Source organism: Thermoactinomyces sp. FSL K6-2592 (assembly GCF_038006465.1).
GTDB lineage: Bacteria > Bacillota > Bacilli > Thermoactinomycetales > Thermoactinomycetaceae > Thermoactinomyces > Thermoactinomyces vulgaris.
Map to the genome: position 1 here is coordinate 955,087 of NZ_JBBOVH010000001.1, position 12,320 is coordinate 967,406.

General features: G+C 48.4%; 13 protein-coding genes. 8 read left to right on the forward strand and 5 right to left on the reverse strand.

What is annotated here, in order from left to right:
- Nucleotide 1: 1 nt before the first annotated feature.
- On the reverse strand, nt 2–1,387 hold the full coding sequence (locus NYE37_RS05110) for a peptide MFS transporter (protein ID WP_037994627.1): 1,386 nt from the start codon (nt 1,385–1,387) through the stop codon (nt 2–4).
- Between the two features lie 405 nt (nt 1,388–1,792).
- On the opposite strand from NYE37_RS05110, the gene NYE37_RS05115 reads away from it, so the two are divergent.
- The gene (locus tag NYE37_RS05115; RefSeq protein WP_062843138.1) at nt 1,793–2,827 is read left to right on the forward strand and encodes an acyltransferase; all 1,035 of its coding nucleotides are present in this window, start codon (nt 1,793–1,795) and stop codon (nt 2,825–2,827) included.
- A 107-nt stretch (nt 2,828–2,934) separates the two neighbouring features.
- On the opposite strand, the gene NYE37_RS05120 is transcribed toward NYE37_RS05115, so the two are convergent.
- Both NYE37_RS05120 and NYE37_RS05125 read right to left on the reverse strand, forming a co-directional pair.
- Nucleotides 2,935–3,162 carry a hypothetical protein gene (locus tag NYE37_RS05120; RefSeq protein WP_037994623.1) on the reverse strand — a complete coding sequence of 76 codons (228 nt, stop codon included), beginning with the start codon at nt 3,160–3,162 and terminating at the stop codon, nt 2,935–2,937.
- A 246-nt stretch (nt 3,163–3,408) separates the two neighbouring features.
- Nucleotides 3,409–3,984: a TlpA family protein disulfide reductase gene (locus NYE37_RS05125; RefSeq protein WP_052186670.1), complete on the reverse strand. Its 576-nt coding sequence runs from the start codon at nt 3,982–3,984 to the stop codon at nt 3,409–3,411.
- 360 nt (nt 3,985–4,344) lie between these two features.
- On the opposite strand from NYE37_RS05125, the gene qoxA reads away from it, so the two are divergent.
- From qoxA to NYE37_RS05155, 6 genes are all read left to right on the forward strand, one after another.
- Complete coding sequence (gene qoxA, locus NYE37_RS05130) at nt 4,345–5,232, forward strand: cytochrome aa3 quinol oxidase subunit II (RefSeq protein WP_049720367.1); 888 nt, start codon at nt 4,345–4,347, stop codon at nt 5,230–5,232.
- A gap of 26 nt (nt 5,233–5,258) precedes the next feature.
- A complete protein-coding gene (gene qoxB / locus NYE37_RS05135) occupies nt 5,259–7,202 on the forward strand; it encodes a cytochrome aa3 quinol oxidase subunit I (protein ID WP_037994723.1) in 1,944 nt (647 codons plus the stop codon).
- A gap of 19 nt (nt 7,203–7,221) precedes the next feature.
- Nucleotides 7,222–7,806 carry a cytochrome aa3 quinol oxidase subunit III gene (gene qoxC, locus NYE37_RS05140; RefSeq protein WP_037994620.1) on the forward strand — a complete coding sequence of 195 codons (585 nt, stop codon included), beginning with the start codon at nt 7,222–7,224 and terminating at the stop codon, nt 7,804–7,806.
- A gap of 2 nt (nt 7,807–7,808) precedes the next feature.
- A complete protein-coding gene (gene qoxD / locus NYE37_RS05145) occupies nt 7,809–8,108 on the forward strand; it encodes a cytochrome aa3 quinol oxidase subunit IV (RefSeq protein WP_049720366.1) in 300 nt (99 codons plus the stop codon).
- 124 nt (nt 8,109–8,232) lie between these two features.
- Nucleotides 8,233–9,069: an aldo/keto reductase gene (locus NYE37_RS05150; RefSeq protein ID WP_037994617.1), complete on the forward strand. Its 837-nt coding sequence runs from the start codon at nt 8,233–8,235 to the stop codon at nt 9,067–9,069.
- Between the two features lie 96 nt (nt 9,070–9,165).
- On the forward strand, nt 9,166–9,936 hold the full coding sequence (locus NYE37_RS05155; protein ID WP_049720365.1) for a TatD family hydrolase: 771 nt from the start codon (nt 9,166–9,168) through the stop codon (nt 9,934–9,936).
- A 49-nt stretch (nt 9,937–9,985) separates the two neighbouring features.
- Here NYE37_RS05155 and NYE37_RS05160 read toward each other — a convergent pair whose 3' ends face one another.
- The gene (locus tag NYE37_RS05160; protein ID WP_121874196.1) at nt 9,986–10,771 is read right to left on the reverse strand and encodes a carbon-nitrogen family hydrolase; all 786 of its coding nucleotides are present in this window, start codon (nt 10,769–10,771) and stop codon (nt 9,986–9,988) included.
- Between the two features lie 95 nt (nt 10,772–10,866).
- On the opposite strand from NYE37_RS05160, the gene NYE37_RS05165 reads away from it, so the two are divergent.
- Nucleotides 10,867–12,039 (forward strand): pyridoxal phosphate-dependent aminotransferase, encoded by a 1,173-nt coding sequence (locus NYE37_RS05165; protein ID WP_198241445.1) that lies wholly within the window; start codon nt 10,867–10,869, stop codon nt 12,037–12,039.
- A gap of 58 nt (nt 12,040–12,097) precedes the next feature.
- Here NYE37_RS05165 and NYE37_RS05170 read toward each other — a convergent pair whose 3' ends face one another.
- The gene (locus NYE37_RS05170) at nt 12,098–12,286 is read right to left on the reverse strand and encodes a hypothetical protein (protein WP_198241446.1); all 189 of its coding nucleotides are present in this window, start codon (nt 12,284–12,286) and stop codon (nt 12,098–12,100) included.
- Nucleotides 12,287–12,320: the final 34 nt, after the last annotated feature.

Consider the following 12,320-nt stretch of genomic DNA (forward strand, 5'->3'; position numbering starts at 1 on the left):
GTCAGTCCATCATCCGCACCAGGATGCGGTTGATGGAAATCAACAAGAGGCCGAAGAAGATGGCCAGTCCTCCAATGATGGCGAAAATCTCCATGAAGCCGAACGATGTGGTCAGTGCAGCGATTTGGCCGCCCAAGATATTGGCCACCCCGGTGCTGGCCAACCAGACTCCCATGAGAAGCGAAGCCAGTTTGACCGGCGCAATGCGGCTGACCAAGGAAAGCCCGATCGGAGACAAGAAAAGTTCTCCCAAGGTATGGAACAAATAAGTGAACACAATAAACAGCAGGTTGGCTTTGACCGTGATATGTTCCGCATCACTGCCGGTTTGAAGCACGGCAGCCATCAGAATCAAAAAGCCTGTGCCCAAAAGAACCATTCCCAGCCCCATTTTGATGGGAACGGGCAAATCTCCCCGCTTGGAGTTGGCCAGTTTGGTCCACAGCATGGAAACCAAGGGTGCCAGCAGAATGATAAACAACGGGTTGACCGATTGGAACCAGGAAATGGGGATTTCCCATCCGAAGAGGGTCCGGTCGATAAAGTCCCGGGTGTAAAGCGTCATGGAGCTTCCTGCTTGTTCAAAACCGGCCCAGAAAAAGACGACAAAACAAGTGATGAGGATGATGGCCAGCGTCCGTTGTTTTTCCTTTTTGGTCAACGGCTCGTTGGCTTTGGGATTGGCGGCCGTTTTCTTGCCGGCCGGTTTCATCCCGATGTCCCCCAAATAGCGTTTTCCCAACAGGTTAAAAGCCAGTTGTCCCGCGATCATTCCGATGGCAGCGGCAAGAAAAGCGTATTTAAAGCCGTATTGCACCACTCCGTTGACGGTGGTTTTAAAGAAATCTTCGGCCAAAAAACCGCAAATGAGCGGGGCAAACAAGGCGCCCAGGTTGATGCCCATGTAAAAAATCGTAAACGCTGCATCGCGCCGTTTGTCTTGTTCGCTGTAAAGTTCGCCCAAGAGGGTGGAGATATTGGGTTTAAAGAAACCGTTCCCCAGGATGATCAGCGCCAGTCCGATATATAACGCCGCCTGACTCTGGTTAATGAACAGCACCAGGTTTCCGAGCGCCATGGTGACACCCCCGATGGTGATGGCCAGGCGTTTTCCGATGAAATGGTCGGTCAGCCAGCCGCCGGCAAGCGGTGTGAAATAACAAGCGCCGGTGTAAAAGCCGTAAATCATCGATGCGGTCGCAGGATCAAATCCCAAACCGCCGCTGACCAGACTGGCGGTTAAATACAAGATCAACAAACTCCGCAATCCATAGTAACTGAATCGTTCCCACATCTCCGTGAAAAAAAGCAGTTTGAGTCCGGGAGGATGTTTTTTCGTGGGTGCCGATTCCGCTATGTTTTCTTCAATTTCCACTGCTGCTTCCATGTGATGATCCCTCCTTGAATGTTGCCTGATTGCCTGGCTGGTTGATTGATTAGGTGAAATACTTTGGAAAAAAATAAAAATCCAGCAGAAAAAAAGGCTTGTCGTTAAAATTTTGGAACAATTATAGAAAAAACATCGAATATTATCTTTGAAAATTTTAAAGGAAATATTTCTGTTCGTCAAAGGTTAATGATTGGGAAAAAGATTGCCAAGCGAGGAAGAGATCTTGGATGAATATTTAAAACTTATGGACAAATTTTTCTGACTATTAATTGTTGCGGGCAAATATGTTATGCTGGAGATGAAGATGAAATGATCCCTTTTAGGGATCATTTTTTTGTTTATCAGTGCATTGGCTGTGTCTTAAGGATTGGGGAAATGTTTTGCAGCAAGAGGAGGATCGGGATGAAAAAAAGAATTGAAGAAGCGGATTACATGAAAGGCGTCGCCATTTTGGCCGTGATTTTGATTCATGTAACCGCTTTTAGCATGCGTTCATTTCATCAATTGACAGACGGGGGCGTGTTTTTTGCGATCAATCAGTTGGGCAGGTTTTGTGTTCCGGTTTTCTTTATGATCTCCGGCTTGTTTTTGTTCTACCGGTACTATGACAATGAACCGTTTCCGGTCAAAAGCTTCTTTAAAAAGCGCACCATGTATATCCTGATTCCCTATCTGATCTGGTCGGTCATCTATCTGATTTACGGAAAAATGGTTCATCCGGAAACCGTTCCCGGGCCGGGAATCAAAAGCATTGAGGCGATTTTTACGGGAGGCGCCTATTATCACTTGTATTTCTTGGTGGTCATGGTTCAATTTTATGTGTTGCTTCCCGTTTTGATCTGGGCATTCCGCAAGTTTGGAGGCATCACGGTGGTTGCCTTCTCACTGCTCGTGAATGTGATCGCCGGAAGCATGACTTGGTGGGAAGTGGTGGACAAGTTGCCGTGGCTTGCGTCCTATAACCAAAATGCCATGTATTACTTTCCGGTTTGGTTATTCTACTTTTGTCTGGGCGGTTGGATCGGCCAACATGCCGACCAAGTATACCAATATGTCAAAAAAATCCCTTTTTCGGCGACGGTCCTCTTTTATCTGGCCTCGGCCGTTGCGATGATGATCGAGGGATTCGTCCGCAAACACACCGGCTTCTTTAATTATTCGGTTTTTGCTTATTCGATTTGCACGCTGATGCTGCTGTATCAGATGTTTTGCAAATGGAAGTTTTCCTGGATGTATACGTTGGGGAAATATTCGTTTGGCCTGTATTTGATTCATCCGATGTTGTTAAACTTATGGAGCCAAGTCAGTTCCAAGCTGTTCCCCGCTGCCTCCTGGACGGAGTTTTTCATCATGTTGTTCGTCGTGACGCTTTTTTCCTTGGGATTGGCCAAGCTGATGAAGCGTCTTCCCTACCATTATCTGATCACGGGAAAATAATACGGGAAATGAAAAGGGAATCCTGAACGGACTCCCTTTGCCGGAGCGAAACGACGGGACGGATGTTTTGAATCAGGCGGTGCCGGTAACACATCGCCTTGAACCGGTTATTTGCGAGGGGTGGAAGGGATGCTGGGCAATGCTTGATTCCACTGTTCGATCACTTGATTCGCCAAATCTTCCAAAATTTTCGCTTCATCAAAATAAAGGGAAGGGCAGCTGTTGTCCGGGTTTCGCTTCAATTCCACCTTTCGCAAAGTCTTATGTTTCTTTAAAGCGTGCAACAAAATCTGTTTGGCGTTGTTATCCAACTTCAAAACAATTTTACGCTTCACCTTGATCTTCCTCCGATCTTCTGAATACGAACCCGTTGATCCGTCGGGGGCGGTTGGTGAACGATGATTCACAGGTATCTAGTACAAGTATAAGAAATAGAAGCCGTTTGATGCAATGAATTATGGGAATTAGATAAAAATATTTGCTAATCTTAATTTTTTATCTTCTTATTTGTATATTTCGGTTTTGAGGCCGAATGAAAAAGCGGAATCTCTCAACCGCGGAGATCCCGCTTTTTTTGTGTTTTACGGTTCAATCAGCCTGGAAAGTTGTTGATCCAACACGGCTGGGGTGAGTTCGCCGATTTGGTGGTGGATGATGCGCCCGTTTTTGTCGATGAAAAACGTTTGGGGCAAGGCCGACACGCGATAAAGATCGGAAACCCGGCCATCCGTGTCCAGACCCGCCGGGAAGGTGTAGCCATGCTGTTTTATGTATTGTTGTGCCGCCTCTTTCCGGTCCAGATGCGTGGTGTGAACCATGATGATTTGGACTTGATCCTGTTTGGATTGGTAAACCTTCTCCAACAGCGGCATCTCCCGTTTGCAGTTTTCGCACCAAGTCGCCCAAAAATTAATGATCGCGGGTTTACCGGAGTCCGCGGAAAACCGGACCGTCTCTTGAAAAATGCCGGGCAGCTCAAATCCCGGCGCTTGGGACTGTTTGGGAAGCGCATGGGACGCAATATATTCTTCGGCGGTCATGTTTTGCGGGTTTTGGGATTTGGAGGGGGAACTCCTGAAAGACCAGATCGCATAAACGGTCAGGACGGCCAGGATGAGCAGAAGGGAGATCTGAAGCAGCGGCTTTTTCTTGTCCATCCTCGTGTCAGCTCCTTCCGTCAATTTATCCCTATTGTAGCGGTCGGCACGGAAAAAGGAAAGGAGAACGAAGATGGGAAGTTTTTATAAAAATATAAACAACAACCGGCGGAATCGGGCCGAAAAACAAAAAATTTTATGAGTAACCATCATTTTCCTGGCATTTTCAAGAAAAGATTTACGGAAATGTCATATTTCATGTGATCAATTGCACATTTTTTTCTATACAATGTCTCTAGTAAAAACCGTAAGCAATTATTGTGAGAGTTTACTATTTTTATCCATTGTTTGTAAAAATATTCTTTCTATTGTATTCAGGCGATGATGTTTATTTACGCAAGGAAGGATGGGGTATCAGCAATGAATAAAAAGCGCCTGCTGCGATGGATGCCGCTGACGGGATTGTTCCTGTTTCTGTTGACGGGCTGTTCGATGAAAACAGGCATTTTGAATCCGCAAGGTCCCGTGGCACAAAAACAGTATGACTTGATCTTGTGGTCTGTGATTTTGATGATGATTATTTTCGTCGCGGTTTCCGTCTTGTTTGTTTACATGATTGTGAAATACAGAGCAAAGCCGGAAAACGAAGGTTACGAGCCGCCGGATATTGAGGGAAGCCGCAAGCTTGAAGTGGTATGGACCTTGATCCCGGTGGTGATTGTCGCCTTGTTGGCCGTCCCCACGGTGAAGGCCACGTTTGACTTGGAAACATCCCCGAGTCCTCACAAGGAACCGATGGTGATCGAGGTGACATCGGCTGACTGGAAATGGATTTTCAAATATCCGGAACAAGGGATTGCCACTGTCAACCACTTGAAGATTCCGGCCGGGGTGCCGGTCAAATTCGAATTGAATGCGGTCGGGCCCATGAACTCTTTCTGGATCCCTGAATTGGGCGGACAAGAGTACACGATGCCGGATATGGAGATGGTTTTGTGGCTGGAGGCGGACCGGCCGGGCGTGTATCAGGGCAGAAGCGCCAATTTTTCCGGTGAAGGATTTACGCATATGACCTTTGATGTGGAATCCGTTCAGGCTCCGGACTTTGATCAATGGGTGCAAAGCGTGAAAAAATCTGCACCGGCCATGACGGAGACGGAGTATCAGCAGTTGCTCGAACCGGGACTGGTGGAGGAGAAAACTTACTCTTCTTTCCCGGAAGAAAAAGAAAAAACAAATGCCCATGGATCGGATCATCAGGGCTCCGCAGGCACTGATCATCACGGTAGCCATGGAAGCCACCATTAGAGCAAAGGAGGGCTAACGAAGTGGATCTGTTCAAGTTTAAGATACCGGACCCGTTTTTGATTACCAATGAACCGATGATTGTCATTGCGGAGATATCCATTGTTCTTGTCACATTGGGAATTCTGTTTGTGCTGACCTACTTTAAAAAGTGGCGTTGGCTGTGGGAAGAATGGTTAACCACGGTGGATCATAAAAGAATCGGGATTATGTATTTGATTTGTGCGTTGTTGATGTTTTTCCGGGGCGGGGTGGACGCACTGTTGATGCGGACCCAATTGGCCCTGCCCGATATGAATTTTCTCAATGCCCAGCATTATAACGAGATTTTTACGACGCACGGAACCATCATGATCATCTTTATGGCCATGCCGTTTCTGATCGGTTTGATGAATATCATCGTTCCGCTTCAGATCGGTGCGCGGGACGTTGCGTTCCCCGTGTTGAATGCGGTCAGCTTCTGGCTGTTTTTTGCCGGAGCCATGCTCTTCAACCTGTCCTTTGTCATCGGGGGGTCTCCGGATGCCGGATGGACCAACTACACTCCGCTGGCAGGCAATGATTTAAGCGCAGGCCCCGGAATCAACTACTATCTGTGGGGACTTCAAATATCCGGGATCGGCACCTTGATGACCGGGATCAACTTTATCGTCACGATCATCAAGATGCGTGCACCGGGAATGAAACTGATGAAAATGCCGATGTTTACTTGGTCGACGATGATTGCATCTGTCATCATTGTCTTTGCGTTTCCCGTTTTAACCGTTGCTTTGGCGATGCTCAGCATGGACAGGCTGTTCGGCACCCATTTCTTCACCATTGACGGCGGCGGTATGCCGATGATGTGGGCCAACCTGTTCTGGATTTGGGGACATCCCGAAGTGTATCTGGTGATTTTGCCCGCATTCGGGATTTTCTCGGATGTGATTACGACTTTTGCCAGAAAACGGCTCTTCGGATATGGCGCCATGGTTTGGTCGATGATTTTGATCACGGGCTTGAGTTTTCTCGTGTGGGTTCACCACTTTTTCACCATGGGTTCCGGACCTTGGATCAACTCGGTCTTTTCCGTCACCACCATGCTGATTGCCATTCCGACCGGTGTGAAAATCTTTAACTGGCTGTTTACCATGCACAAAGGACGGATTGAATTCACCACGCCGATGTTGTGGGCAACCGGATTTATTCCCACCTTCCTGATCGCCGGGATCACCGGTGTGATGCTGGCGGCAGCAGCGGCGGATTACCAATTCCACAACACGTACTTTTTGATCAGCCACTTCCACTATGCATTAATCGGCGGAACGGTCTTCGGATGTATGGCGGGACTCACTTACTGGTGGCCGAAGATGTTCGGGCATATGCTGGACGAGCGGCTGGGGAAATGGTCGTTTTGGACCTTCTTCATCGGGTTTCATCTTTGCTTTTTCCCGCAATATATCCTGGGCTTCCAGGCGATGCCGCGGCGCATTTACACGTATCCGGCCGAAGCGGGTTGGACTGCGGGCAACTTTATCAGCACCGTGGGCGCTTTCGTGATGGGAATCGGTTTTCTCATCCTGGCTTACAACATCTATTACAGTGCGCGTTACGGCGAGCGGGATACGACCGGGGATCCGTGGAACGGACGCACGTTGGAATGGTCCATTCCGTCACCGGCTCCGCATTACAACTTTGCCCGCATTCCTGTGGTGAAGAAGCAGGATGACTTCTGGTACCGGAAAAAAGAAAACCGCAAAGACAGCGACGAGCCGCTTCAACCGATTCATATGCCGAATAACACCGGAATGCCGGTCATCTTTGCGGCGTTCATGTTTGTTGCCGGATTCGGGTTTGTTTTTGAATGGTATCTCTTGGTGGTCATCGGCTTGTTGGGAATCTTCGGATCGATGCTGTGGCGCACGTTCAACGATTATGACGCCGATCATTATATCCAGGTGGAAGAAATTGAAAAAGATTTAAGGGCCGGTTGATCAAAGGAAGAAGGAGGGAATGAAGATGCCTTTGGAATATTCAACGAAGGAAGGCCGGATGAAAATTTTCGGCTTCTGGATCTTCCTGGGGGCGGAAGTTGTTTTGTTTGCCACGTTGTTTGCCGCGTATTTGGTTTATCATCATCAGACGGCGGGCGGCCCGTCCTCGCGGGAGCTTTTTGAAGTCAAAGAATTTATGATGGAAACGCTCCTTCTTTTGACCAGCAGCTTTACGTGCGGGCTTGCCATGTTGGAAATGAGAAAGGATCGGCAGAAGGGATTTATGGCATGGATGGGTGTCACGCTTTTGCTGGGTCTCGGCTTTCTCTACATGGAGATTCATGAGTTTATCGCGTATGTGAATGAAGGGGCAACCATCGGAACCAGTGCATTTTTGTCTGCCTTTTTCACCTTGCTCGGGACGCACGGTTTGCATGTATCCTTGGGGATTGTATGGGTGTTGGCGGTCATGCTGCAGATTTCCCGCCGCGGTTTTACGCCCATGACGGCGAGAAAAGCGTTTATCACCGGTCTTTACTGGCATTTCCTTGATGTTGTGTGGATCTTTATCTTTACGGCGGTTTATTTGATGGGAGTGATGTGACAATGAAACAACATGATCTTTCGCCCAAACAGCATATTATCGGTTTCCTGTTGTCACTCCTTTTGACCTTTGCCGCACTCGGTGTGACGCTCAAAGCGCCGTTTTCCGAGTCTGTCAAAATCACGGTGATTTTTGCTCTGGCCTTCGTGCAATTCATCATTCAGCTCATTTTCTTCATGCACCTCACCGAAGGAAGAGTGAAATTCTTTCAGGTTATCAACATGTGGTTTGCCGTTTTCATTGCGGTGGTTGTGGTGGCAGGTTCCGTTTGGATCATGCTTTATAATACAATGCATTTGTAAAAATGAGGGATGACTCACCGGCTGGTGGGTCTTTTTTTCGCTTTAAACGTTCATATGATCGTTTGCATGATCATTTTGCATTGACTAAAATGAGAAGGCATCGAAAAAAAGATGGAGGGATATTATGGCAAACCCCAAAAAGCTTTCAGACACAGTCAAACTGGCAAACGGTGTGGAAATGCCCCGGTTGGGACTGGGGGTTTGGAAAGCCAAAGACGGTGAAGAAGTGCAAAACGCAGTCAAAGCGGCAATTCAAACCGGATATCGGTTGATTGACACGGCAGCGGTTTACAAAAATGAGGAAGGTGTCGGAAAAGCCATCAAAGAATCCGGGGTATCAAGAGAAGACCTGTTCATCACCACCAAAGTTTGGAATGATGACCAAGGTTATGAGTCGACGCTTCAAGCTTTTGAAGAAAGCCGCAAGAAACTGGGGTTGGAATATATTGATCTTTATTTGATCCATTGGCCGGTGAAAGGGAAATATAAAGAAACCTGGAAAGCCTTGGAGAAACTTTACGAAGACGGATTGGTCAAAGCGATCGGGGTCAGCAATTTCCAAGTTCACCACTTGAAAGATTTACTGTCGGATGCCAAAGTCAAACCCATGGTGAACCAAGTGGAGTTTCATCCCTATTTGACCCAGAAAGAACTGCTTTCCTATTGCAATGAGGAAAACATTCAATTGGAAGCATGGAGTCCTCTGATGCAAGGCGAAGTGGTCCGGGTGGATGTGATCAAGGAGTTGGCGGAAAAATACGGAAAAACCCCGGCCCAAATCGTATTGCGCTGGGATTTGCAGCACGGGGTCGTGACCATTCCCAAATCAGTCAAAGAGCATCGGATCCAAGAAAACGCAGATGTGTTTGACTTTGAGTTGAGCCGGGAAGATATGGACAAGTTGGATGCACTGAACAAGAATCACCGGTATGGTCCGGATCCGGACAACTTTGATTTTTAATCCGGCCGCCGCGGGAGGGGAAAAACGTTTGGCCAACAGGCGGATCAAAAAACGGATCCGCCTGTTTCTTTTTTTATGTTTACGGAGGAATCAAAAGTGTATTGGGATGCGCATATTCATTTGGAGAAATACGAGGATTCGGAAATAGAGCGGTTTTTATCCGACGCACGGTTGGAAGGGGTGATCGCGGTGTCGATGGATCTTCCGTCCAGCCGGCGCACGTTGCAACTGAAGAAAAGATTTCCGGGCAAGGTTTTTGCCGCTTGCGGTTTTCATCCGGAACAGCCGCCTTGTTTTGACCGTGACAAGTGGTTTTCATTTCTGAATGCCCACCGGGAGGAGATCGATGCCATCGGTGAAGCGGGGCTTCCCTATTATCTGGAGCGTGAGCGGAAAAAAGAAGGAAAGCCATTTGACAAGCCGGCATATCTCCACATCTTGCAAACCCTGTTGAAATGGGCGGATGAGTGGGACAAGCCGGTGATTTTGCACGGGGTGCATGAAGACGTGCCGCTGATTTGCGACTTGCTGGAGGAAACTTCCATCCGCCGTGTTCATTTTCATTGGCTGAAAACCGATCCGGAGACGTTAAAACGGATGGAGAAGTCCGGATATTATGTTTCTTTTACGCCAGACCTCCTTTACAATGAAAAAACGCGTCAAGTGGCCCGGAGTTATCCGCTGGAGCGGATCATGGCCGAAACCGACGGTCCCTGGCCTTTTGAACATCCATTTGCAGGCAAGCGAACCGAACCCCCGATGGTTTGGGCGGTTTTGAAAGAGCTGGCCCGGTTGAAAGGATTGCCGTTTGAAAAAGTTGCCGGGCAAGTGCGGGAAAACACCCGGCGCTTTTTGCGGATTTCATGAAAAGAGTCCCTTTTTTTGAAAAAGAGACTCGCGGAGCAGCGGATATTATTTATTCATAGAGTTCCGGCCGGCGGTCCGTGAAGACCGGAATGGTGGAACGGACTTTTTGCACCAAGGACAAATCCAGATCAGCAAAAAGAATTTCTTCGTCTTCTCCGGCTTCTGCAATCACTTCTCCCCACGGATCCACCACCATGGAATGGCCGGCGAATGTATTGTTCGGATCTTTTCCCGTCCGGTTGCAAGCGACGACATAACATTGGTTTTCAATCGCGCGGCTGATTAAAAGGTGACGCCAGTGAGAAAGCCGCGGCCCGGGCCATTCGGCCGGCACAAACAACACATGGGCGCCGCGGAGCACCATTTTCCGGATCCATTCCGGAAAGCGGATATCATAGCAAATGGCTGCCGCACACAACAGGTCGCCCCATGGGAAGACCCCTTCCTGATCGCCGGCTTTCAGATATTTTTCTTCTTCCATCAGACGGAATAAATGCACTTTCTTGTATTCCCCCGTCTGCTTGCCGGCAGGATCGAAGGCATACAATGTATTATACGTACCGGTTTCCTCCCGGTTGGAAACGGAGCCGCCGATGATGGCCACTTGATGTTTTCGGGCGAGATCCCGCAAGAAGGCTTTGTTGGTTTGACCGTGGTCATCCGCGATTTCATCCAGCCTTGTCAAATCGTATCCGGTGTCCCAAAGTTCCGGAAGCATGATCAAATCCGGTTGTTGTTCCATCGCCTGCGCGACTTTTTCCTCCACTTTTTTCCGGTTGGCTTCCGGCCGTCCGTAGGCAATGTCCATTTGAATCAAGGCAACGGTTTTTTGCATGGTTTTCCTCCAGATCCTTTGACAGATTTTCTTTTAACATATAACATAATTCAATATATTTTCAAGAATATTTGGATAGACGGGATGTGGTCAGGATGGAGAGATTTGAACAAGCTGATGCCTTAAAACGATTGCCGGAGCAATTTTTTGCCAAACTGGTCCGAAAAGTGGGGAGGGCGGTTGAAGCGGGTCATGATGTGATCAATCTGGGACAGGGAAGCCCGGATTTACCCACACCTCCCCATATTGTCAAGGAACTGCAAGAAGCGGCTTCAAATCCCAAGTACCATAAATACCCGCCGTTTCACGGTTTTTCTTTTTTAAAAGAAGCCGTCAGCCAATTTTATGATCGCGAGTACGGGGTCCGGCTGGATCCGGAGAAAGAAGTGGCGGTGTTGTTCGGGGGAAAAACCGGATTGGTTGAAATTTCGCAGTGTTATTTAAATCCGGGGGATGTGGCATTGGTTCCCGATCCGGGGTATCCGGATTATTGGTCGGGAATTGCCTTGGCCGGCGGCCGGATGTACATGATGCCCCTTTTGAAAGAAAACGGGTTTTTGCCGGATTACGGGCAAATCGACCGCGAAAGTGCGGACCGGGCAAAATTGATGTTTCTCAATTATCCCAATAATCCGACGGGCGCTTTGGCCCATGCGGCGTTTTTTGAAGAGACCGTGCGTTTTGCCAAACGGCATCATGTTTTGGTGGTTCATGATTTTGCTTATTCCGCCATCGGTTTTGACGGGCAGAAACCCCGCAGTTTTTTGCAAACGCCGGGGGCCAAAGACGTTGGCGTCGAAATTTACACCATGAGCAAAACTTACAACATGGCCGGCTGGAGAATCGCTTTTGCTGTCGGGCATGAAAAAGTGATCCGGTCCATCAACCTGATCCAGGATCACTTTTATTGCAGCTTGTTTGGCGGCATTCAACAAGCGGCGGCCAAAGCGCTTTTGGGGCCGCAAGACTGTGTGCGTGAATTGGTCGGGATGTATGAAAGAAGGCGGGATCTCTTTATCCGTCATTTGAGGGAAATCGGCTGGAAGGTGGAAGCACCGCAAGGCTCCTTCTTTTGCTGGTTTCCGGTCCCCGAAGGATATGATTCGGAGACGTTTTCCGATTTGTTGATCGAAAAAGCGCACGTGGTCGTCGCTCCGGGCGTGGGCTTTGGACAGCAAGGAGACCGGTATGTCCGGGTCGGATTGTTGACCTCGGAAGAACGTCTGCAAGAGGCGGCTCACCGGATCGGCCGGTTGGGGATTTTTTAAAAAGGGCCAATGGAAAAAGGGCGTTTTCCCCGGGAAGCCCCTTTTTATTCTGCGGGGATTAAGCCCTTTTTTGCGTTTTCCAATCCCAACCGGCTTCGGTGTGAAATACCGGCGGGCAATGGGATGAATCAAAGTGTTTCAAACAACGTTCGCAAAGCAAAATGTTTATTCCCTCCAAAACAAAACGCGCTTCATATTTGGCTTCCTCTTTCCCGCAATGTTCACACAAGTATCCGTTATGATTCATGGCAGGTGTCCTCCTTCACAGCAAGATGAATCAT